This is a genomic window from Haloarcula sp. NS06 (genome assembly GCF_051122755.1).
GTDB lineage: Archaea > Halobacteriota > Halobacteria > Halobacteriales > Haloarculaceae > Haloarcula.
On record NZ_CP184844.1, the window covers coordinates 1775330 to 1797934 of the forward strand.

Annotated in this window: 23 protein-coding genes, 1 tRNA gene and 1 pseudogene; 7 read left to right on the plus strand and 18 right to left on the minus strand. The window is 61.4% G+C overall.

The features are described from left to right. Nucleotides 1-66: 66 nt before the first annotated feature. Nucleotides 67-654, plus strand: a complete 588-nt coding sequence (tmk, locus tag ACODNH_RS12970) for a dTMP kinase (RefSeq protein ID WP_434530395.1) — start codon at nucleotides 67-69, stop codon at nucleotides 652-654. Here tmk and ACODNH_RS12975 read toward each other — a convergent pair. Then, a complete protein-coding gene (locus ACODNH_RS12975; RefSeq protein ID WP_306704757.1) occupies nucleotides 651-971 on the minus strand; it encodes a hypothetical protein in 321 nt (106 codons plus the stop codon). The genes tmk and ACODNH_RS12975 overlap by 4 nt on opposite strands. A gap of 52 nt (nucleotides 972-1023) precedes the next feature. Next, nucleotides 1024-1254 (minus strand): Lrp/AsnC ligand binding domain-containing protein, encoded by a 231-nt coding sequence (locus ACODNH_RS12980; RefSeq protein ID WP_004964133.1) that lies wholly within the window; start codon nucleotides 1252-1254, stop codon nucleotides 1024-1026. Between the two features lie 140 nt (nucleotides 1255-1394). Here ACODNH_RS12980 and ACODNH_RS12985 point away from each other — a divergent pair, with 140 nt between their 5' ends. After that, on the plus strand, nucleotides 1395-2081 hold the full coding sequence (locus ACODNH_RS12985) for a potassium channel family protein (RefSeq protein ID WP_306704760.1): 687 nt from the start codon (nucleotides 1395-1397) through the stop codon (nucleotides 2079-2081). A 2-nt stretch (nucleotides 2082-2083) separates the two neighbouring features. Continuing rightward, nucleotides 2084-2314 carry an Lrp/AsnC family transcriptional regulator gene (locus tag ACODNH_RS12990; RefSeq protein WP_306704762.1) on the plus strand — a complete coding sequence of 77 codons (231 nt, stop codon included), beginning with the start codon at nucleotides 2084-2086 and terminating at the stop codon, nucleotides 2312-2314. Between the two features lie 40 nt (nucleotides 2315-2354). Here ACODNH_RS12990 and ACODNH_RS12995 read toward each other — a convergent pair whose 3' ends face one another. From ACODNH_RS12995 to ACODNH_RS13060, 14 genes and pseudogenes are all read right to left on the minus strand, one after another. Continuing rightward, on the minus strand, nucleotides 2355-2867 hold the full coding sequence (locus tag ACODNH_RS12995) for a DUF5813 family protein (protein WP_306704764.1): 513 nt from the start codon (nucleotides 2865-2867) through the stop codon (nucleotides 2355-2357). A 264-nt stretch (nucleotides 2868-3131) separates the two neighbouring features. Then, nucleotides 3132-3216 (minus strand) — tRNA-Leu (locus ACODNH_RS13000). 148 nt (nucleotides 3217-3364) lie between these two features. Beyond that, complete coding sequence (locus ACODNH_RS13005) at nucleotides 3365-3889, minus strand: DUF7529 family protein (protein WP_306704766.1); 525 nt, start codon at nucleotides 3887-3889, stop codon at nucleotides 3365-3367. A gap of 37 nt (nucleotides 3890-3926) precedes the next feature. After that, nucleotides 3927-4334 carry a DUF7555 family protein gene (locus ACODNH_RS13010; RefSeq protein WP_306704768.1) on the minus strand — a complete coding sequence of 136 codons (408 nt, stop codon included), beginning with the start codon at nucleotides 4332-4334 and terminating at the stop codon, nucleotides 3927-3929. Then, a pseudogene (locus ACODNH_RS13015) lies at nucleotides 4327-5663 on the minus strand (ABC transporter ATP-binding protein). The gene ACODNH_RS13010 and the pseudogene ACODNH_RS13015 overlap by 8 nt, the downstream one beginning before the upstream one ends. Beyond that, a complete protein-coding gene (locus ACODNH_RS13020; RefSeq protein WP_306704771.1) occupies nucleotides 5656-6867 on the minus strand; it encodes an ABC transporter ATP-binding protein in 1212 nt (403 codons plus the stop codon). Before ACODNH_RS13020 ends, ACODNH_RS13015 begins: the two are co-directional and overlap by 8 nt. Beyond that, nucleotides 6864-8321: an ABC transporter permease gene (locus tag ACODNH_RS13025; RefSeq protein WP_434530396.1), complete on the minus strand. Its 1458-nt coding sequence runs from the start codon at nucleotides 8319-8321 to the stop codon at nucleotides 6864-6866. Before ACODNH_RS13025 ends, ACODNH_RS13020 begins: the two co-directional genes overlap by 4 nt. Beyond that, entirely contained in the window at nucleotides 8321-9361 is a 1041-nt protein-coding gene (locus ACODNH_RS13030) for an ABC transporter permease (RefSeq protein WP_306704773.1), read from the minus strand. Before ACODNH_RS13030 ends, ACODNH_RS13025 begins: the two co-directional genes overlap by 1 nt. A gap of 112 nt (nucleotides 9362-9473) precedes the next feature. Beyond that, complete coding sequence (locus ACODNH_RS13035) at nucleotides 9474-11321, minus strand: ABC transporter substrate-binding protein (protein ID WP_434531442.1); 1848 nt, start codon at nucleotides 11319-11321, stop codon at nucleotides 9474-9476. A 266-nt stretch (nucleotides 11322-11587) separates the two neighbouring features. Then, on the minus strand, nucleotides 11588-11926 hold the full coding sequence (locus tag ACODNH_RS13040; RefSeq protein WP_306704775.1) for a ferredoxin: 339 nt from the start codon (nucleotides 11924-11926) through the stop codon (nucleotides 11588-11590). Between the two features lie 56 nt (nucleotides 11927-11982). Beyond that, the gene (locus ACODNH_RS13045) at nucleotides 11983-12768 is read right to left on the minus strand and encodes an MOSC domain-containing protein (protein WP_434530397.1); all 786 of its coding nucleotides are present in this window, start codon (nucleotides 12766-12768) and stop codon (nucleotides 11983-11985) included. A 39-nt stretch (nucleotides 12769-12807) separates the two neighbouring features. Next, nucleotides 12808-13356 carry a peptidylprolyl isomerase gene (locus tag ACODNH_RS13050; RefSeq protein ID WP_306704779.1) on the minus strand — a complete coding sequence of 183 codons (549 nt, stop codon included), beginning with the start codon at nucleotides 13354-13356 and terminating at the stop codon, nucleotides 12808-12810. A gap of 166 nt (nucleotides 13357-13522) precedes the next feature. Continuing rightward, the gene (locus ACODNH_RS13055) at nucleotides 13523-14455 is read right to left on the minus strand and encodes an alpha/beta fold hydrolase (RefSeq protein WP_434530398.1); all 933 of its coding nucleotides are present in this window, start codon (nucleotides 14453-14455) and stop codon (nucleotides 13523-13525) included. A 57-nt stretch (nucleotides 14456-14512) separates the two neighbouring features. Then, the gene (locus ACODNH_RS13060; protein ID WP_306704783.1) at nucleotides 14513-15598 is read right to left on the minus strand and encodes an anthranilate phosphoribosyltransferase; all 1086 of its coding nucleotides are present in this window, start codon (nucleotides 15596-15598) and stop codon (nucleotides 14513-14515) included. 109 nt (nucleotides 15599-15707) lie between these two features. On the opposite strand from ACODNH_RS13060, the gene ahbB reads away from it, so the two are divergent. The 3 genes from ahbB (at nucleotide 15708) to mptA (ending at nucleotide 18446) form a co-directional block, all read left to right on the plus strand. Next, on the plus strand, nucleotides 15708-16745 hold the full coding sequence (gene ahbB / locus ACODNH_RS13065) for a siroheme decarboxylase subunit beta (protein ID WP_434530399.1): 1038 nt from the start codon (nucleotides 15708-15710) through the stop codon (nucleotides 16743-16745). A gap of 74 nt (nucleotides 16746-16819) precedes the next feature. After that, on the plus strand, nucleotides 16820-17419 hold the full coding sequence (locus tag ACODNH_RS13070; RefSeq protein ID WP_306704787.1) for a response regulator: 600 nt from the start codon (nucleotides 16820-16822) through the stop codon (nucleotides 17417-17419). A 97-nt stretch (nucleotides 17420-17516) separates the two neighbouring features. Continuing rightward, the gene (gene mptA / locus ACODNH_RS13075) at nucleotides 17517-18446 is read left to right on the plus strand and encodes a GTP cyclohydrolase MptA (protein WP_306704789.1); all 930 of its coding nucleotides are present in this window, start codon (nucleotides 17517-17519) and stop codon (nucleotides 18444-18446) included. Between the two features lie 181 nt (nucleotides 18447-18627). Here mptA and ACODNH_RS13080 read toward each other — a convergent pair whose 3' ends face one another. After that, nucleotides 18628-19434, minus strand: coding sequence for a TrmB family transcriptional regulator (locus tag ACODNH_RS13080; RefSeq protein WP_306704790.1), 807 nt, complete (start codon nucleotides 19432-19434; stop codon nucleotides 18628-18630). 76 nt (nucleotides 19435-19510) lie between these two features. Then, nucleotides 19511-21124, minus strand: a complete 1614-nt coding sequence (locus tag ACODNH_RS13085) for a DUF255 domain-containing protein (protein WP_306704792.1) — start codon at nucleotides 21122-21124, stop codon at nucleotides 19511-19513. 81 nt (nucleotides 21125-21205) lie between these two features. On the opposite strand from ACODNH_RS13085, the gene ACODNH_RS13090 reads away from it, so the two are divergent. Then, a complete protein-coding gene (locus tag ACODNH_RS13090) occupies nucleotides 21206-22582 on the plus strand; it encodes a cytochrome P450 (protein WP_434530400.1) in 1377 nt (458 codons plus the stop codon). The last annotated feature ends 23 nt before the right edge of the window (nucleotides 22583-22605 follow it).

Consider the following 22605-nt stretch of genomic DNA (forward strand, 5'->3'; position numbering starts at 1 on the left):
GTGTCAGCCTACGGATGCACCGCCTAGGTCGGGGCGCTTACGTCCCCCCCACACAGATTGTGAGGTATGCTCGTCACGCTTGAAGGACTGGACGGGAGCGGCAAGACGACCGTGTGGGAACGGCTCCGAACCGACGATACAGTCCCCGACGAGGCTGTGTTCACGCGCGAACCGACCGATAGCTGGTACGGAGATGCCGTCCAGCGTTCCATCGACGACGACGACGCGGACTCGCTGGCCGAACTGTTCCTCTATACGGCGGACCACGCCGCGCATCTCTCGAACACGGTCCGACCGGCACTCAGAGAGAATCAGCTCGTCGTCTCCGACCGCTACAGCGACTCGCGGTACGCCTACCAGGGTGCGACACTCGAAGCGAGTGAGACGTTCGACGACCCGCTGTCGTATGTCCGGGAGGTCCACGCTCCATGGACCCGGCCGCCGGACCGGACCGTGTACCTCGACCTTGATCCCGAAACCGCTGCACAGCGAAGCGGCGCGACGAACAAGTTTGAGACCGCTGACTATCTCACAACGGTTCGTGACAACTACGAGCGACTCATCGAAGCCGACCCAGATCGGTTCGTTCGGGTTGATGCGACCGCCAACCCGGACACCGTGTACGAACGGGTCAAAGCAGCGATTCTGGACTAATCTATCGACGCCGGTACGTCGACTTCATCGGGGGCCGGCATCCAGAAGTAATCGAAGGTGACGCCAATTGCCAAGGGAATGAGGACAGTCACAAGCATGACGGCAGTCGTGGATCCGAGGTTCGCCCCAAGTCTGAACACGCCACTCAACACCAACACGAGAACAACCATGACCACCGGACAGAGAAGCAACGAGTAGACGATACTTCCCCATCGCGTGTGTAAGCGGACGCGGAAAAAGCGCGTCATGAGCGCCGTCACAGCACTGTTGACCAGCACGATGACGAGCAGGCCGATAATACCGGCGACACTGACCATATTCGTCGTAGGGTGGCAAGTCCCTTTGCCGTGTCGGAACAACGCGGGGAACTCACTCCAAACAGATGTACGTGCGCGTGTCGGCGACGCCGTCGAGGTCTCGGACGTGGCCCGAGACCGACTGCATGATGTCATACACTTCCGTACCCGTCGCTTCGCCGATGATGTCGTACTGCCCGGCGACGATGTGTGCCTCGGTGATGCCCTCGGCATCGCGAACTGCCGCAAGGAGTTCTTCGGATTTGCCGGCAGCGGTCTTGATCATAATGAACGCGCTAACCATATTGTGGTGTGTCGTGTCATAGCACGAAAAAGCTTCCGTCAAGAGACAACAATGTCTTTGTTGTTTGCTATCGTGGTCAAGGCGTCCGGTGGTTCCACCGGGTGGGTACTTTTATTCACCCCCGCCCCATAGGGGTGTGTATGCGATTCGTTATCGTGGGTGCAGGCCGTGTCGGATTGCGGACGGCTCGCGTCCTGCAAGAGAGTGGCCACGAAGTTGTCCTCATCGAGCGCGATGAGAACGCAGTCGAGCGCGCGCGAACGGCTGGCTTCGAGGTGATTGCGGGCGACGGCGCTATCGAGGAGACACTCGGCAACGCCGACCTCGAAGCCGCCGACGCGCTCGGCGCGCTCACCGGCGACCTGAACGACAACTTCGTTGCCTGTATGATTGCCAAGGAACACGGCTGTCGAACCGTTATGCGCATCGACGAGGACTACCGCGAGGAAATCTACCGACGCTACGCCTCCGACGTTGACGAGATTATCTACCCCGAACGGCTGGGCGCTATCGCCGCCAAGAACGCGTTGCTGGGCGGGAACATCCGCGCAGTCGCCGATATCGCACAGAACCTCCAGCTCGTGGAGTTTACCATCCAGCGGCAATCGCCGATGGAGGGGTACACACTGTCGGAACTGGAGCTTCCGTCGGATTCCCGGCTGATGGCGCACGGGAAAGGTGAGGACCCACTCGCTATTCCCGACCCGGACGAAACGCTGGAAGCCGGTGACCGAGTCGTGATACTGGCCGACTTTGGGACGCTCTCCGATGTGCGTAGTATTGTTGTCGGTGAATCAGATCCCGCGACCGCGCTTGGAGGTGCCTGAACATGGTCATTGCCTACGTGATGGTCAAAGCCCACACTGGTGACGCGGACCGTCTGAAGACTGATATCGAAGCTGTCGACGGCGTTGTCGAGGCCCACATCGTTGCTGGTGACGTCGACTTCATCGCAAAAGTGAACGTGGAGACGCCCGCCGAAGTCAAAGACGTCGCAGCGACACATATTCAGGAAATCCAGGGCGTCGAAACGACACAGACCTATATCGCGATGGACTGAGACGGACTCCTATCTCTGTTTCGAGCTCGGGACCGTACAGCTACAGCGGTGTCCCGCCGCGGGACCCCTCGCTCCCGCCGGTACTCGCCGAATTGAGCAGGTCAGCTACGACGCCGACGTAGTCGTAGCCGGGAATGACGCCCTCCACGTACGTCCCCTCGACGTACTCGACGAAGGTTTTGGCGACGTCGGCGGCCTGCCGTTCGCCACCCATTGTGTATTCGAACGTGACCACGACCTGCTCGCCGTCCTCGACGACGCTGTAATCGTCCAGTTCGACGGCGGTTCGGGTCGCTTTCGGCGCGTCCTCCAGCCGTCGCTCCAGCGTCTCAAGCCAGCCGTCAACGACTGCGTCCCCGACCTCGTCGCTTGTCGCGGCCTGTAGCGACGGCGCTTTGACCGTCACCTCGTAGTTCGTCCGCCACTCTTCGCCCTCAGACGCGGTCACGCGGCCATCGAAGTTTGTCGTCTCGACAGCGTAGCTATCCCCGGCCGAGACGAGCGCATCGTGTTGGTCGAACGCTTCGGCAACATCATCTGGCATATCAGTCATTACGCCGGTATAGGCCACAGACGTGCAAAAACGCGTCGTGTCCGGACACAATCCGTTCGAACTATCTGTCACTACTGCATCCAAAGCCGTAACCACACAGGCTGTGCCACATCTGGGCCACGTAGACCACAGAATGTGTTTCAGGCGAGCGGTCAGCGTTGCATCTTGTGAACGTCTGTGCCGAACTGCCTCCGAGCCACGGTATCCGCTGGACGGTGGTTCGAATCCCATTCGCATTGCTCCCCGTCTCGACTCGTCACAGAATGCGAGGGATGGGATTCGAACCCACGGACCCCTACGGGAGCGGGTCTTAAGCCCACCGCCTTTGGCCAAGCTCGGCTACCCTCGCGCAGATTGAACTCTGCGGGGGCTAGTGAATGGTCCTTTCGGTCTCGGGCTGCGAGATGACCTATCGTGTCCCACCGCCGTCACGTCGGCGGCACTGGACACGGACTGTGACACATCGACGTGGCTGTCACTCCCTCCGATGCCGATACCTACTCGTCGACAGGGAGTCTATCTGTTGGGAGGAACTTCGTCCGGTCCGCGTGGTTGAACGTTGCGACCGGGGTCCCGTCCAGCTTTCTGAGCATCGTCTGGAACGTCGCGCCGTCGTTCGCAGCGGTAACCGCGTTCCCGGCATCTTGGAGCTTGTACGCGCCAGCGATGAACAGCGAGGCGGCGTCCGGGTCGAAGTACTCGACGGCCAGAAACACCTGCTCTCCGACCGTCCGCCGGTACACGTCATACGCTTCGAGTGGGTTCGATTCGACCAGCCGCGTTACGTCTTGGGCCTTGTTGCCCGGAATGACGAACACGAGTTCGAGTCCGTCACCGTCGTCGACTGTTTGCAGGCCCGCATCCCCAGCCGGGACGACGACGGCCTCGCGGCCGTTAGAACGGCGCTGATCCGCCAGTGCCTGTGTCTCTTCTAGCGTCTGTTTCCACGATGCCTTGCGGTCGTCCGAACCGGCGGCAAGCCGTTCGAGGTCGTCTGTCCCCTCGCCACCTGTCTTAACCATATCCTGTCGTTACGCCCGCGGGAGGTAAATGGTGGTGTCACTGGACGCCGAAGACGACCTCCATGCTCAGGGAGAGCCCGAGGACGAACAGACTCGCAACGAAGAGCTTCACCGGTGGCGAGAGTCGGTCTTCTGGCGGAGCGAGCGTATCGAGAGGCGGGACGACACGAGCCAGCAGCGACTCGAATGGCGTCCGATCCCGCGCTGACACGCCAAACGACACGTTGGATTCGCCGGACTCATCGGAACCGAGAGAGGGCGCACGCCACAGCGTGACCGAGGCGTAGCCGAACAGCGCGAAGCCGATAAAAAACAGTGCAAACTTCACTGTCACCCAGCCACCGCCACGGAGCGGCGAGAGCACGCCACCGATAAGCATAGCTGTGAGCGTTACGCCGAGGGCGTACCACAGCAGATCGAGTACCTTTCCCGCCAGGTTATCCATCGTGCGTGTCGTAGCCACGTTGGCGAAGTTCGTCACCAGGGGAGACATGCTCCTGTGCGTGCCGGTGACAGAAGCTCATCCGTCCGTTGTCGACATCATAGTACTGCGGTGTTTCGGTGTCACACTGACTGCCGAACACTTCTCTGAGGTAGGCTCGAGCGGCGTCTGGGTCGCCATCACTGAGATACGTCGCCGCCTGCTCGACGTGCTCCTGTACGTCCGGCGGAAGGGTCACGTCGCTGAACTCCTCTTCGACGATCTCCTCGCTGTCGGCCAGCGCGGTGTCGAACCCAAGTCGTTCCTTGAGCCGCTCACCGATCGACTGTTCCGCGCGGGACCGCTCGCGAATGACATCTCGGAACTCCCGAATCCGGTCCCACACCGCGTCGCTGGCTTCGATATCTTCCGGGTGGATCCGGACGGGACACCGCGTTGCGAAGGGACACCCTTCCGGCGGGTCCCGTGGGCTCGGTGGTGATCCCGGCAAGGTAATCCGGTCCACCTGCACCGTCGGGTCCGGTTCCGGAATCGCCGACAGCAATGCGCGCGTGTAGGGGTTTTCCGGGCTCTGGAACAGCCGTTCCGTCGGCCCGACCTCCATGAGGTTCCCGAGATACATTACCCCGACGCGGTCACAGATGTGCCGGACCACGCTCAGGTCATGCGCGATGAAGAGGTACGTGAGACCGAACTCCTCTTGCAGTTCCTCTAGCAGATTGAGTATCTGGGCCTGAACGGACACATCGAGTGCCGAAACGGGCTCGTCGAGGACGACGAACTCCGGTTCGAGTGCGAGTGCGCGAGCAATGCCGATTCGCTGTCGCTGCCCGCCGGAGAACTGGTGGGGATACCGGTAGTAGTGCTCCGGCATGAGCCCGACCTGGTCGAGCAGTGTCCGCACCTTCTCCCGACGCTCGCGGGCCGTGCCCTGTTCGTGAACGTCCAGCGGTTCGCGGATGATCTCGCCGACAGTCATCCGGTCGTTGAGGCTCGACTCGGGGTCCTGAAACACCATCTGGGCGTTGCGGCGCCACTGCTTGAGGTCGCCGCCGCTGAGCTCGGTTATATCGGTTCCATCGAAGGAGACCGTTCCAGACGTGGCCGTCTCCAGTTGGATGAGCGTCCGACCCAGAGTTGTCTTGCCACAGCCGGATTCACCGACCAGACCGAACGTCTCGCCGCGTGAGATTTCGAAGCTCACGCCGTCGACGGCTTTCACAGGGTCCCCCCGAGTAGTCCACCGCCTTCGTAGTACGTCTTCAGGTCCTGCACATCGAGCAACGTCTCGCCAGTCTGGTGTGACACAGTGTCGACGACTGATTCACTCATCCGCGCCACCCCCCTCACTGTGTCCGCCGGTGTCACCGGCACTGTGGCCGTGGCCACCATCAGCCCGGGCATCGCTGTCTTCGGGACCAGTGTCCTCTCCGGCGTTTCGCTTTGCAGCCGGCCAGTCATCCGCTGACAGCGCTTCGTCTGCCTCAGCGCCTGTCTGGTCTGCGTTCTCTTCGTGGTGTGTCACAGTGTCGTCGGTAGGCATATCTTCGGGGTACAAGAGACAGGCGGCGGTATGGTCTGATGAGTCGCCGACTTCCACGTGAGCGGGATGGACCCGCTCACACTCGTCGAAGCCCTTCGGGCACCGGCTGACGAATCGGCAGAACGACGCTGATTCGTGTGGCGTCGGCACGTCCCCTTCGATAGTGGGGAGCCGGTCCGTACTGGGGTTCCGACCGGGAATACTCTGCAGGAGTCCCTGCGTGTATGGATGGTGTGGGTTTGCGAACAGTTCCTCTACGGGTGCTCGCTCGACGACTTCGCCAGCGTACATCACGGCGACGCGGTCAGCAACTTCCGCGATAACGCCCATGTCGTGCGTAATGAACATGATACCGATGTCGCGCTCTGTCTGAATTTCCTGCAACAGGTCCAGAATCTGGGCCTGAATAGTGACATCGAGCGCTGTCGTCGGCTCGTCACAGATGAGCAGGTCGGGGTCACAGGCCAGTGCCATCGCGATGACGGCTCGCTGGCGCATCCCGCCGGAGAACTCGTGTGGGAACTCATCGACGCGCCGCGCCGCGTCGGGGATGCCGACCGCACGCAGCAGTTCGATGGCTTCCGACTTGGCTTCGGCCCCCTCCATATCGCGGTGGAGCTCCAGCGCCTCGATGATCTGGTTCCCGACAGTGTACACTGGGTTGAGTGAGCTTAGCGGGTCCTGAAACACCATCGCGATGTCCCCGCCACGAACTGACCGGTATTCCTTCTCCGAAAGCGCTGTCAGCTCTCGCCCGTCTAACCGTATCGACGACTCCTCGCGGATTTCGCCCGGACTGTCGACCAGTCCCATTATCGAGCGTGCGGTAACACTCTTGCCCGAGCCGGATTCGCCGACAATACCAAGCGTCTCGCCGCGAGCAATTTCGAAGGACACCCCGTCGACAGCACGGATCTCCTCTCGCTCGCTGTGGAACACGGTTCTGAGGTTGTCAACGGCCAGCAGTGGCTCGCCGTCTTCGGTGTGGCTCATCCGCCACCACCTCCGGCGGCCGCGCCAGCTGCGCCGCCTTCAGCACCCTCGCTCTGTGGGTCGATAGCGTCACGAATTCCATCACTCAGTGCATTGAACCCGGTGACAACCAGCGTAATCAGGAGCCCCGGAATGAGCGAGATGTGCCAGGACTGACTGGCGACGTACTGCTGCCCGATGTTGATCGCTCGCCCCCACTCTGGGGTCGGGGCGGTAATCCCGAGTCCGATGAACGAGAGGGCAGAGACGGAAATAATGACGCCACCGAGCGTCAGGGAGGCGTAAACCAAGAGATAGCCGAGGATATACGGTGCCATGTGTTTCCGCATAATCACAGTGGGTCGTTGGCCGTAACTCTTTGCCGCGTCGACCCACTCCTGTTCGCCGACCTGTAACGCAGGGCCACGTACTGCTCGCCATAACCCCGGCCAGCGTATTAACGCAAACAGGAGGATGAACAGCATCGCCCCGTTGTATAACTCTGCTATCCAGTGGTTCTTGAACACAACTGTCGCAAGAATCACCAACAGCAATGCTGGCATTGCCTGCACAGAGTCACTGGTCAGTACCACAATGAGGTCGGCCACCCCCTTGTAGTAGGCGGTAACCAATGCCAGCGTCGTCGCGATAAAGCCTGCAATCGCCATCGATCCGAGGCCGATGAACAGTGACACCCGTGCGCCAAAGGCGAGGAAGGTGAACAGGTCCTTGCCGCTGACGAGCGTTCCGACAGGGTGGAACCGCCCGAAGTCGTCGTAACTCCAGACGCCGACATTGCTGTCTCCGCTACCACGGGACGCAGAACCGAGGTTCGCTTCGCCAATGGTAATCGTTTCGACCGTCTCCGTGTCTTCGTTGTAGTACTGCATATCGTAGGAGTACGGTCCTTCGATATTCTCTTCGGCCGTCGTTGGGCCGACAACGGGCGCGAACGCGGCCATCGTAATGAAGAAGACGACGACAGCAAGCCCGAATAGGCCCCAGTAGTGGCTTCGGAGTCGGTCGATAACATCGTCAGTTGGCGTCCAGTCAGCAGCGCGGTAGTGCCGACGGAAGAGCACGTAGCCGTACCACAGCCAGCCCAGCAGGACTGCAACGTATGCATACACCAACAGGAAGCGGATGAGCCATGCGTACTTCGGCTCGAGGCCGAGGAACGTGCCCTGCCAGGCGCTCCCGTCGTAGTACCCCCGGTTGGGTATCAGTTCTCGGCTCAGCAGATGTGGCAGTTCGCCGAAGTAGGCTGAGGCACTGGCGAACGCCTCGGCGCCGGGTGCTCCCGGGAGCAACCCGAGCCCAGCGCCTATCGCACCGAGCAGTCCGTCAAGGTACGTCGGTCCCTCAAGCAACAACAGGAGACAGAGCACAGCCCCCCACAGCAGTGCCGGCCCGGGGTGTGCCTTGAGCCGGTCTCGCAACGGCTGATCGATGTCTTCGGTGGATTCTGTCTCCATCATGCGTCGTACCCCACACGTGGATCGATAATTGTGTACGCGAAGTCCTGTACGATATTCAGCCCGACAATAAGGAGGATGAACAGATACATTAGTGTTCCAACAAGCGGCAGGTCACCCTGTTTTGCCGCCTTGACGAACAGCAGGCCGATGCCATTGATTGAGAAGACAGTCTCGACGAGGACTGACCCGCCGATCAGGATGAACGCTTCGGCAGTGATTACCGGCACGAGCGGAATCAGCGCGTTCCGGAAGATGTGTTTCCAGACCAGCACCCGCGGTGAGACGCCTTTGGCCTTTGCCGTCTCAACGTACTTCGAGTTGATCGTTTCGAGCACAGCAGTTCGGCCGATACGCATCTCTGTACCCATCGATGCGGACCCGAGCACTAGCGCGGGCGGCAGTATCTGTTTTGTCGCTTTTGCGAGGTTGGTCCATGCCTGTCCCGGGTCCGTTATGAGTCTCGTGGGACTCCTCAGCACGGCGAGGTTCGGCGAGGTCACGACGTTAGTCTCGACGATAAAGCTGGTCCAGCTGAACCCAAACAGCTGTTCCGACTGCGAGAGCACCGTCACCAGAATGACCGCGAGCCAGAAGTTCGGCATCGCCCGCCAGACAATCCCACCGAAGGAGGCGAAGTAATCCGAGAACGTGTTGGGATTCAGACCGGCGTAGAAGCCGAGCGGAATGCCGATTCCGATGGCGATCACGACCGCCCAGAATCCGAGCCAGATCGTCCGCGGTGCGTAGCTAACAATAAGGTCGATGGCCGGCGTACCGGAGTTGATAACCCATGACTGGCCCAGATCGAACATGAACAGGTTTCCCATAAAGTCGAAGTACTGTTCCCAGAGCGGTTCGTTCAGTCCCAACCGTTGTTCGATCTGTCGGATCGCGCGTGCGTCACCTTGCGGGCCGAGGATCGCCGCTGCAGGACTGAGCGGCCCCAGCCGGATAATTGCGAACGTTACTGTCGTCCCGAATATAATAACAGGGATTGACAGTACCAAGCGCTTGAGCATATACGTAGCACGGCTCATGGCTTAGCTTGTCTCCGTTGTACGGGTACTTGTGAGTTCATAATCTCTGAGGGCTGCGAAGTTGTTCCCGTCACCAACCGCGACGGGGACGATTACGCCAGCAGGGACGCGATTACTGTCTGTCTCCGAGCGACACAGTGTTCATCTTCTGTCGGCTCGGCCCCATCCCAGCCGGCGGCGTAAAGTCGACATGATCGTACCAGAACAGCTCAGTCAGCTCGTGATACACCGGCAGCATTGCGACGTCTTCCCAGTTTGCGTCCTCGAGTTGGACGTATGCGTCGTTCCGGGCGGCCTGGTCTTCTTCTGTCGGTGCGGGGTTCTCAGCGATTGACTGATACGCCTCCTCAGCCCGCTGTGCAGCGTCGCCGTTCTCCGGCTGCCAGTTGACGTACGAAATCGGGAAATCGAGGCTCGTATCGGTCTGTGGCGGGTTCAGCAGCTGGAGGAAGTTGTCCGGGGCAGGCCAGTCGGCGACCCAGCCAAGCGAGTACATCTCTAGTTCGCCGTTGCGACCACGTTCGAGGAGCGTGTTGAACGGCGCTTGATTGACTTCGAGGTCGATGAAGACACTCTCAAGCTGGTCCCGAAGGATGCTTGCGGTTTCGCTCCAGACACCGGACTCGTAGATTGTCAGCTCCATGGCGAAACGCTCGTTTTCGCCGTAGCCAGCCTCTTCCATCACTGAGCGGGCCTCTCCGAGCTGGCTGTCGTCGTAGCCGTATGGATACTCGTTTTCGGCGCGGTCGTTGTAGTTCTGGGGGCCGCCGGGGAAGATGGATTTCGGCGTGAAGTTGTAGGCAGGCTCGCCGCGCTGTTTGAAGACCTGCTCGACAACGGTATGCTGGTTCATCGCGTACGCGACCGCTTGCCGGACCGGCTTGGGCACGCTGGCCATATTAAAGCCGAGATAGAACACGCCGATGTTCGACACACCGGAGTAATTGGCCGTGGCGCCGTTGCGCAACTCTCCGTAGGTCCCGTTCTGACGACCCTGGTCGTCTTCCTCTTCGACGGATACCTTCCCGGGGTCGTACTGCGCTGTGGGGAGCTCGAAAATGTCGGCATTGCGGTTCATCGCGTAGTTGTAATTGGCCGAATCGCTCTCGATGACCGCAAAGTGGACGCCGTCAACGCTCGCGCTCTCGCCGTAATAGTCGTCGTACGCACTGACTCTGGCCTCAGTGCCGGAGTCCCACGTATCGAATTCGAAGGGCCCGTTCCCGACCGGGCTCGAACTGGAGAACTCGGCCTGTGTCACCTCGCCCTCGTATCCTTCGATGTCGCCGACCATGCCCTCAGGAACCGGGGCGAAGGAAGTGTACGCAAGCATTTCCAGCGTGGAAGCAAATGGCGATTCCAGCTGGACTTCGAGCGTCGTTTCGTCGACAGCTTCGACGCCAAGCGTCCCCGGCTTGTACACTTCCTGTTCCTCGCCGTCGACCGTCTCGGTCGTCGTTTCGTGTGTCACGCCTAGTGAGTCTAGAACGAAATAGGCACGACTGGAGTTGTCAGATGCAGTCAGCCGCTCGAATGAGTAGACAAAGTCACTGGCGGTTACGGTGTCCCCGTTGTGGAAGGTCGCATCTTTCAACTGGAACGTGTAGGTCGTGAAGTCCTCAGATACCTCATAGTCCGCAGCCATAAGCCCCTCTACAGCGGGCTGGCTGTCGGGATAGTTCATCAGTGGGTCGAACATCTGCTGGATGACGATTCCCGACTGGGTGTCCGTTGCCTCGATCGGGTCCATTGTCGTCATCGTGCCCGTGTTGACCCGCCAGAGGTCACCCTCTTGTTTCAGGTCGGTCCCGACATCGCCCCCACTGCCGTCTGTCGAGTCCATACCGCCGCCAGTCCCCTCCTCTGTTCCCTCAGTCTCGTCGCTATCACTGGAACATCCTGCCAGCGCTGCGGCCGCCGCAGCACTGCCCGTTGCTTTCAGAAACGATCGCCGTTCCATGCTACTTGAACGTGGCATATTGATACCCAAATTGCCCCCTACAAATAGAAGTTATGTCATACAGTAGCTTGAAATATTAAACTGCTCGCATGAAGAAATCCAGTTTATTATCTATAGTAATCTTACATGATATATCCTGTAGCGGTTGTTTCCTGCATACAGATATTCTACCCAGCAGAACTGAATTATCGGTGTTATTGACCGCGCGCACCGGTATCTACGCGGACTGATAGACGGTGGTAGAACTGCCGCTAGTAGAAACTGCGCTACCAGTCGACGGATAGTGACCCGTCGCCATTCGGGTCCGGAGCGATTTCTTCGTTCGTTCGCCGGTCGATGACGTGGATAATTCCCCGGTCTTTCTTTGCCGGGCAGGCCTCTGCGGCCGCGATATTATGATCGAGATCCGATTCGTCGATGAAGTACGCCTTGGGCTTGGCGATGCCAGTGTCTAGGTCAAGCGTCCAGTTACGCGACTTTTCGGCGCACTTGCCCGCGCCGAAGCACTTGTTGGCTTCGAAGATTATTTTGTAGGGCTTCTCCTCGACTGGGGGGCCGTCCTGTTCGCCGAACTCGCTCGGATCGACGTCGTCCGCGTCTGCCATTACGCTCTATTCGAGATGGACTGCCTTTCGATTGTCGGTCTCGCCGTCGTTCGCCGCTACGTCTCAATCGCCGAGACGACCTCGACAGGGTCCCCGACGGTGAGCGCCGCGTCGCGGTCGGCCTCTGGAATGCGGGCGATAAGCATCAGGGTGTAGAAGTGATCGAAGGCGTCCCGGTCGGCCCACTCCGGAAACGTCTCTTGCCGGCGCTCGATGAACTGTTCCCGGAACCCCGGCGTTTCCTCGCCGGTATCGGGGTCCCGCTGAGGGACCACACAGCGACCGCAAGGTGTCACCCCTTCGAAGCGGACGCCGCCGGCCTGGAATGCGGGAGCCTCCGCGCCGACGAAGCGGTCCTCCCAGAACGCTGGGACGCCGCCGATTTCGACGTTCGCGCGAAGCCGCCGTCGCAGTCCGTCGACGGTCACGTCGTCGAACCACGATGCCACAGTTTCCAGTGTCGCAGTGCTGATGACTGACGGCCCCATCTCCCGGCGGTCGACGTAACCGAGCGCCTCGTCGCGCTTGACGGTCAGGTCTACATCGAAAAAATCGCTGAGCCAGTCGGCTGCTCGGGTGCGCTCACCTGCATCCCGGAGTTCGAACGATGCACTGTCGCCGTCGGTGGTGACCGACAGCGTTCCTGTTTCGGGGTTGTAGCCGGTGTCGATGTTGTGGACGCGGCGGGTTCGCTTCCCGTTGAGCACGTCGCCGTCGGCGTCGAACAGGGCGAACTCGCGGTCGTGCGCCAGCGTCCCGCCCGGGCGGATCGATACTGAGTTGCAGTCCATACCGTCCAGTGCCTTGACGGGGTAGACGGTGAGGCGTTCGACGTGTGCCACTATCGGGTGCTCGGCCGGAACGACGAAAACGTTGTGTGGTTACCGGTGAACGTCGACCGATTCCAGCAGCATCTCCTCGGTCGGCGCGTCGTTGTGGTCGGTGTCGACGTTGCCGATGGACTCGACGACATCCATCCCGTCGATGACCTTCCCGAAGACGGCGTGCTTACCGTCGAGGTGGGGCTGGGCGTCGAGGGTGATGAAGAACTGCGAGCCGTTGGTGTTCGGGCCGCTGTTGGCCATGCTGAGGACGCCCGGGCCGTCGTGACTGAGTTCGTCGTGGAACTCGTCGTCGAAGGAGTAGCCGGGGCCGCCGCGACCGGTGCCGGTCGGGTCACCCATCTGGATCATGAAGTTCTCGATGATGCGGTGGATGTCGATATCGGTGTACAGCGGGTCGATGCGTTTCTCGCCGGATTCGGGGTCTTCCCACGCGCCGGTCCCCGGACCGACTTCGGTCCCGTCGTAGTCGTCGGCCCCTTCGGCCAGACCGACGAAGTTCTCGACGGTAGTCGGCACGCGCTCGTCGTACAGTTCGACTTCAATCTCGCCCTCTGTTGTGTGGAGGGTCGCAGTCAGGTCACTCATACTCAATCGGAGGGAAGCCCGGCAGAAAAGCTTGCCCACTGACCGAGAGTTCAAGTACCGAAACGAGGCCATCGCCGCCATGGTCTGAGTAGCCGTCGCGTGGCGGGTCGCGGGAGCCCGACATGTCGCCACGTGAGCGGGAGTGTCGGCTGTTCGCTATTCCGGACTACGGCAGATGTGACAGTAGTAGCTTCGACACCTGCTCGGGGGCGTCGAACTGGACCCAGTGGCTCGCCGCCGGGAGCCGCTCGACTCGGCAGTCCGGGATCCATTCTTCGAGGTCCTGAGTCAGATCGATCGAGAGCGCATCGTCCTGCACACCCCAGACAAGGAGCGTCGACGCTGTCACCGGACGGTCGCCGACGCCGCCTTCCGTGAACCTCAGTTTTGCGTTCCGCCGGACAAGCGCCCGGTAATAGTTGACTGCAGCCGTGCGTGCGCCCGGCTGCCCGAGCGCCCGCTTGTACCGCCGCACGTCGGTCTCGGTGAAGGCGTCAGGGCGGCTCGGTCCGTCAGCCAGAATGCGCTCCAGCATGGTGAAATCGTCCCAGCCGAGGCTGGCCTCCGGAAGCACGGGAAGCTGGAAGAACAGCACGTACCAGGAGCGCAAGAGCTGGTCAACTGAGCGGCGGAGCTCCCGTTCGTATGCCGACGGGTGTGGTGCATTCAGGACCGCAAGCTGGTCAACGACATCGGGACGGTCGATGGCAGTCTGCCAAGCGACTACGCCGCCCCAATCGTGGCCAACGACGTGCGCCTGTTCGCGGTCGAGCGCCGAAACGAGGCCCGCGACATCGGCGACCAGCTCATCGATGTGATACGCGGCGACGCCGTTGGGCTTGTCGGAGTGGTTGTAGCCTCGGAGGTCCGGCGCGACCACACGGTAGCCGGCGTCCGCGAGCGCTGGAATCTGGTGTTTCCAGGCGTACCAGAACTCCGGAAAGCCGTGCAACAAGACGACGAGGTCGCCGTCCGGCGGCCCGGCAGTCACGGTGTGGAGCCTAATACCGTTGGTGTCGACCAGTTCGTGGATGCCGGGTGTTTCTGCTGCGGGTACCGTCCACGCAGTGCTGTCACGAGCGCTGGCGTGTTGTCCCATCAGAATGCCTTCGCCCGCTCGGTAGAAGTGGGTTCCGCTCTGCCCGCCGTCGCCGGATCAGAAGGCCCGAAGGTTGTCGAGTGTCTCCGCTGCACTGCCGTCGGCGATCGCTTCACGGGCTTGCTCAAGGCCGTGTTGAATGCTGTCGGCGTCCTCGCGGGCGTAAATGCGGAGGGCGGCGTTGAGCTCGACAGCGTCAGCGAAGCCGTCCTCGCGCTCGCCAGTCAGCACGGCCTCAGTTATTGCCGCCGACTCTTCGGCTACGTCGTCGACCTGCAGATCCTCGCTCTCGATGTCCATCCCGTACTCGCCGGTGCGGATCTCGAAGTCCGCGATGTCCTCGTCGTCGGACTCCTCGCCGGTGACGGGCCATTCGGCCACGATGGTCTCGCCGGGACGAACGTCGTCGTAGCCCTCCATTCCCTGGAAGAACAGGGCACGCTCGACACTGCTGGTCTCTGACCGGACGAGCGTTCGGACCATCTTCTTCGCGAAGGCCAGATGATAGAAGCTGCCGAGATGCACACTGGCGTTAGCCGGGTTCGCGAGCGTTTCAACAGTGTTGACGAACGTCCGGACGCCCATGTTGTCGCGGCGCTCGAACAGGGCGTCGATGCCGGGGTTGAATTCGGGCTGATAGTAGAAGCCAAAGCCGACCTCATCGACCATATCGGCGCTTTCGCTCGGCTCGATTTCGGTTCGGACGCCCAGTTCGTCTAGCACGTGTTTGTAGGCGTCCTGCTTCTGCGTCGGGACGCGGTCGCCGGAGTGAACCACAACGGGCGTCCCGGCGGCGGCGGCGACGACACCTGCGCCGACGCCGAGAATCGCGGACCGGCCTTTGCCGTCGTAGTTGGCCCCGCAGTCGACTGGGTCAGCTTCTGGTGTAGCTGTCTCGACCGATTCCTCGGACATCACGTCGACGTACGCACCCAGTTCCTCGGGACTGTTGCGTTTCCACCGGTTGGCGAGCCAGAACGCGCCAAGCGTTGTCTGGTCGGGTTCGTCGCCGAGGATGCGCTGGAACGCCTCCCGGGCCTGTGTGCGGGACATGTCGTCGGCCGATTTGTGACCGGAGCCGACGACTTCCGTCATGAGTCGTTTGAGCGGCCATTCGCCGTACTCCCGGGTCGCTTGCGCCATGGAAACGTGTTCGGGCCAGAGTTCAAAAGCCCCTGCGTTTCGTTCTCAATTTGCGGGAACTGGCTGAGGTCCCGAAAGGGATACACGACTACACTCCTAACCAGATACAATGAGTCTCCAGTCGGGCGAGTGGCGCGAGCAGATCGACGAGATAGACGCTGCGCTCATCGATGAGTTCCAGAGCGACTTCCCGATTCAGGAACACCCCTTCGAGGCCGTCGGTGATGCACTGGGGGTTTCGGCGGGAACAGCACTCGACCGGGTCAAAACGCTCCGTGACGACGGCATCTTTCGTCGGTTCGGTCCAGTTCTCAATCCGCCGGTCATTGGTTCTTCGACGCTGGCTGCTGTCAGTGCCCCGGAGGATCGGTTCGACGAGGTCGCCGAGATAATCAACGGGTACCGCCAGGTGAACCACAACTACGCTCGCGACCACGAGTGGAATATGTGGTTCGTTGTCACTGCAGGCTCCCGACAGCGACGCGACGAGATTCTGTCCGAGATTGAGGAGCGAACGGGCTGTTCGGTACTCGTCTTGCCGATGCTGACCGACTACTACATCGATCTGGAGTTCCCGGTCGTCAACGGTGACCGGTTTGCCCGGGAGAGTCTGGAGACGACCGACGCCACTGCGACCCGAATAAGCGAAGACGCCGCCGCAGATCTCTCGGAACTGGACCGACGGTTGTTGCTCGAAATCCAGACCGGTTTCCCGCTCGTCGCAACGCCCTACCAGGACGTGGCGGACGCTGTCGATGCCGACGTGTCCGACGTGCTCTCGGGCATCAAGCGACTCCAGCAAGCCGGCTGTATCAAGCGCATCGGCTGTGTCGTGAATCACATTGTCACCGGGTTCGACAACAACTGCATGGTTGTCTGGGATGTCCCTGACGACGCCCTCGACGAGCGCGGGCAGGCAGTCGGCGAGCTCCCCTACGTCACGCTCTGCTATCACCGGCCTCGCCGGCCTGAGCAGGACTGGCAGTACAGCCTCTTTACAATGATTCACGGACGCGAAGCGGCCATCGTGGATAAGAAGATAGACGAACTCGCGACCGACCACCTCCCCTACGACCACGACCGACTGTACTCGACGGAGACGCTCAAACAGACAGGAGCACGATACGACGACATCGTCGGACAGTAGGACTTGGTGAATAAGGTAGCCTGATTTGAGCCGGCCGGAATCCTTTTGCAATCCTGTTGTAAATATGCTAGCTAATGACAAAGGGTCGGCAAGCGACAATCCTCGTCGTCGACGACGAATCAGCGGTGGCCGACGTGTACGCAGAACAGCTACGGGATCGGCACGCAGTCGAGACGGCATACAGCGGTGAGGCCGCCCTTTCGAAACTGGATTCTGCAGTCGATATTGTCCTGTTAGACCGGCGAATGCCGGATCTCTCCGGTGACGAGGTGCTGTCGGCGATTCGTGAGAAACGCTACGACACGCGCGTAGCGATGGTGACCGCAGTGGACCCTGATTTCGATATCATCGAGATGCCCTTCGATGATTACGTCCTCAAACCGGTGTCGAAGGAAGACCTCTTCCAGACAATCGAACAGTTGCTTCTGTACGCTGATTACGAGGAACGCCTGCGCGAGTGTTACTCGCTCACGGCGAAATACGCGGCACTGGAATCGTCGAAACCACAGGCCGTCCTCGATGAAAGTGAGGAGTTTGCTGCACTGGAGGCTGAACTCGCGGAGGTCCGGGCGGAGCTTGACGAACTCACGGATTCGTTCGATGCCACGGACTTCGAGTTGCTGTTCCGGGATTTCGAGACGGACGAATCACTGCCGGACAGTACACAGCTTTGATCCGGTTCGGAGCGGGTAGTTTCCGCGGTGGCGATGCTCACGGCGACCCGCTCACCCTTTCGAAAACACTAACCGATTCTCTTCCATAGGGAGGGCAATGAGTCAACAACTCCCGGACGTGCAGGCGTCAAGTCCGGACGTAACGGTCGGTCTCAATCGCGTCGGTGTGACGGGTGTCGAGAAACTCGTCAAACTGGGGCGTCGTGACCGCGACCCCATCGTACTCATGGCGGAGTTCGAAGTGTTCGTAGACCTGCCGTCCTGGCGAAAGGGTGCCGACATGTCCCGCAATATGGAGGTTATCGACGAGACACTGGAAACCGCTGTCTCCGAGGAAGCCTATCGGGTTGAGGATGTCTGTGGCGACGCCGCCGAACTCCTGCTTGAGAAGCACGATTACACGACGAAAGCAGAGGTTCGGATGGAAGCGGAGTACGTCACCCACGAATCCACGCCGGCGTCGGAAATGGCGACACAGTCGACCGCCGATATCATCGCCTCGGCGACGGCGACCGAAGACGGGACGAGCGAGGAAATCGGTGCTCGTGTCACCGGGATGACCGTCTGTCCGTGCTCACAGGGGATGTCGGCTTCCCGCGCCCGCGAGACGCTCCAGCAGCTAAACGTTGACGACGATGTCATTGAGGAGTTCCTCGAAACCAATCCACAGGCCGGCCACTCACAGCGGGGCCACGCCACGCTCACCGTCCAGAGCGACGGCGCGCCCGAGGTTGACCTGAACGAACTCATCGAAGTCGCCCGCGACTCGATGAGCGCCCGCATCTACAATCTCGCGAAGCGGCCCGACGAGGACCACATGACCTACGAGGCCCACAAGGACGCCAAGTTCGTTGAGGACTGCGTTCGCGCGCTCGCTGAGGGCGTCGTCGAGACGTTCCCGGATCTACCCGACGATGCCGTCGTGACGATGAAACAGTCCAACGACGAGTCCATCCACCAGCACAACGCCCACGCGGAGCGCGTGGCGCAGTTGGACGATCTGCGGCAGGAAGTCAGCGAGGACTGAGCGCAGCGACGTCTTCGGAATTTTGAGTGGGGAGCGCGAGACGCTGTGCGTCTCGATTGTGAACGCTGAAACCGTGAGCGTAGCGACCCGCAGAACCGCAGTATTTTTTGAGCGGCGCAATCCGTGAGAGTACGGACATCGTTTTCGGCCCGATTTCTCCCCGCCTGTTCCAGCGGTCCAACTATGGCGGGCCGACCGGTTTCGCTTCGGCCCAGTGTTCTTCGAACGCCTGGCTGATATCGGCAGTGAAATCGGAGTCTTTCATGTCGATGACGCCGAAGGTCTCTTCTCGGCCCAGCGGGTGTGGGACCTCGATACAGACTTCAATCCCGTCGAGTAGCTCGAACGTAGTCCTGATGTTCGGACTGGCGCGGGCGCTGTAGTTGTCGTAGTGGAAGAGCCGCTCGTAGTACTCACGGTTGGCCTCCTCAGGAAGACTCTCAAACAGATCCGGTCGGACGAGCAGGGACACCTCGACGCCTCGTTCCAGCGCCGCTTCGAGCTCATCGACGATCCGCTCGGTGCCAGAGAGGATATCGACCTGCCGAGCAGGTGCCGAGCCGACCATGATAATCTCGTCGTCGGCAGCAGCTAGTCGTTCAAGCAACAGGTCAAGCGAATTATCGGGGCCAACAGCGGCCGTCCAGAACGGCTCATCGACGGGGTCTGCCGACTCCAGTTGTGACGAGAGGTCGTCGACGATTTCCTCGTACTGGCCGACCTTTTCTTCGAGTTCGCGCTTCTTATCTTCGAGCAGACGGTCGAGAGCCGTGTCGGGCTCGACAGCAACGTATTTTTTGGGTCGGCTGGCGGTCTGACTGCGGACGAGATTGTACGTTTCGAGGCTGTTGAGTACGTCGTAGATGCGGCCCATTGGGACGTCGCTGGCCCGTGATAGTTCCTTGGCCGTTGTCGGTCCCGTTTCCAGCAGTGACCGATATGCTCTAGCTTCATATTCGGAGAGTCCGAGATCTCTGAGACTGGACATACCCATACATCAGGGTACGCGTGCAAAAACTTATCGGGGGTTTACCGTTTGTCCACGTTTGCTGCCGTTGTTCGTGTCAGCGCTCGCCAGTTAGCGAGGCGTCGAGTTCGGCCGGCGTCGTCCCTTCGGCGACGATAGCGTCCCCGTCGAGGAGTCGCGCCGTGCCGTCGCCGTCCGGCTCCGGGACGACGGTGGTCTCGTGGTCGGCCAGCCGAAGCGCCGCGCGGTGGAGATCTGTCCCCGATTCAGTACCGACGGTGAGTGTCTGGGGTTGCTGAAGGCGGGCCGCAACGCCGGCGTAGCCGGCTACCTCAACGCCCATCCGTTCTGCCGCGCCGGCAAAGGACTCGACGGCCGAAAGCGCCGCGTTGCGGTATCGATCCTCGCCGGTGAGTGCTGCGAGGTCGACCAGTGCGTCAGCCAGTTCCACTGTCGCGTCGAGCGGGTGGAGCGAGCGGGTACACAGCCCCGCGCCGCTGGCGGGACCGTCGCGGAACGCGCCGTCGTCCTGCTGGCGGTTCTCGATGGTCCAGTCGGCGACAGCTCTGGCCGGCCCCGGTTCACCGAGGACCTGCCAGCTCGTCGTCAGGCCTTGGAGGAGCTGCGCCTGGTCTAGCAACAGGCCGGTGTCGCTGTCAGTACCGTCGTAGTGGGCGACCTCGCCGCCGTCGACAAGCGACTCACAGATAGCGTCCCGAGCGCGACTGGCATACTGCTGGGCGCGCTCGTCGTCGGTGTAGGCCGCGACCCACAGTAGGGCATCGATAGCGAGGCCGTTGCGGTCGGCGAACACCGTTTCGTCGACATTGGGTGACACTGTTCCTTCGCGCTCTGTCGGCTCTAGGCGGTAGTACTCGTCCGACCCGGCCTGACTCGCGGCGAACGCGTCGCCGGCCCACAGCGTCGTCGTGAGGTAGTCGACGGTCCGCTGGGCGGCGTCCCGGTACGCCTCAGTTCCGGTGTACCGATAGCCGTGAGCGAAGGCCCGGACCAGGGCTGCGTTCTCGTCGAGCAATTTCTCTCTCCGCGGGTTCCCCCAGCTGCGCTCCGTGGAGTATCGGAAGAAGCCGCCGTCGTAGGTGTCGAGCAGGTGTGTGCGGATCGCTTCGAGCGTCCTAGTGGCCTGGTCCCGCGCTCGGACGAGGGCGAACTCTACGGTCCGCGGCAGCGGGAACTTCACGTCGGTTCCCCAGCCGCCGAACTCGTCGTCGAACGCGCCAAGCAGTTGCTCGACCATGTGCTCCTCGATACGCGGGCGGAGCTCGCCAGCAGGCGGCGACTCGTCCTGTAGCTGCCGAGGAATCGAGCCCGCCGCTGCGCCCTGGGCGTCCCATGACTCTCGGACAGAGTCAAGAATACCGCGGAACCCGTCCGGCCCGAGGAACGTCGCGCCGGTGATAACCTCACCCTCAGGGGTCAGGAACACCGTCGACGGGAACCCACCCATCGTGTACCGCTCCCGGACGCGCGGATTGCGGTCGGCGTCAACGCGGACTGGAATGAACCCGTCGTTGATGTTGGCCGCGATGCGGGGCTCACCGAACGTGCCCCGATCCATCGCTCGGCATTCGGCGCTCCACGGGACTGTCAGCGCCAGCAGCACTGGCTTCCCCGACTCGGCGGCGTCCTCAAACGGGGTTGTGCCCCATTCGCGCCACTCGACCTTGGTGTCGCGTGCGTATTCGTCCATATCTAGTCTGGGCGGTGGGCGTACAAAGGCCCTCTCACTCCCGGCGAAAGACCGATTGGCTGGGCGGCCCAAACATTGGCGATGGATACCCAGCAGGCGATTCACGAAACACCGAAACCGGTCACACCGGGCGACCGGCCACCCCGTCTCGGCCGCGTCCCGTTTGTCGACAATACCGCCGCGATGTTGCGTGATCCACTGGGGTTCTATGACCGCGCCGGTGCCCACGAAGCCGATGTGGTGGGGTACAGCGTCGCCGGGACGACGGGCTGTTTCGTCTGTCATCCTGATCTCGTCGAGCAGGTGCTGGTAACTGACGCCGATGTATACGAGAAGGGGCGGCTGCTTCAGGATACCCTTGGCCAGTTCATCGGTGAGGGCCTGTTTCTGTTAGAGGGCGAAGAGTGGCAACGCCAGCGGACGGCGCTCCAGCCCGCGTTCTACCGGGAACGCATCGCCACCTACGGTGACACGATGACCGAGTTCGCCGACCGGACGGCGGCAGGCTGGAGCGACGGCCAGCGCATCGCTGTCCTCCCGCATATGCAGTCGCTGACGCTGAACATTCTCGGCAAGACGCTGCTAGACGTGGATATCGAGACCACTGCGGATGCGCTGGAACCGCTGCTTGACGCGTTGCGCAAGCGGCTGGATCCGCGGTCGCTGTCGGCGTACCTCCCGCTGTGGGTTCCGACCGGAACGAACCGCGCCGTCAACAGCTCGCTGGCCGAGTTCCAGTCCACGCTTGACGACGTTATCGCCGCTCGCCAGCGTGAGGATGAGCGCGCCCGCAAGGCGCGCGACGACGTTCTTTCCTTGCTGCTCTCGCTCGATGACGAGACGATGAACCGCGAGCGACTGGGCCACCAGCTCCTGACGTTTCTCGTCGCCGGCCACGACACGACGGCGCTGACGCTCACCTACGCCTGGTTCTTACTGGCGAACAATCCGAAGCGCCAGCAGCGCCTCCATGATGAACTCGACGCGACGCTGGGAGACGGTCGGCCGACGCCCGAAGACCTGTTCGAACTGCCGTATCTCGATGCCGTGCTGAACGAAGTCCTACGGCTGTACCCGCCCGCGTTCACGGTGTTTCGCCAGCCGACGGAGCCGGTGACCCTCGGCGGATACGAACTCTCAACGGACGCCCAACTCACTCTCCCGCAGTGGCTCGTCCAGCGGGACGACCGGTGGTACGACGCGCCCGACGCCTTCCGCCCCGAGCGATGGGACGATGACCTTGAAGCGTCGCTCCCGGACTACGCCTACTACCCTTTCGGCGGCGGCCCGCGCCACTGCATCGGCATGCGCTTTGCCCGGATGGAGGCCAAGCTCGCCCTGGCGACCATGGCCCAACAGTACGCCGTGGAAGCGGTCACCGAACCACCGCTGTCGCTGGCGATGCAGATTACGCTGAGTCCCACAGAACCGGTCGAAGTCCGACTGCGGGAACGCTGACCCGCTCCCTCGGCAGTTGACTG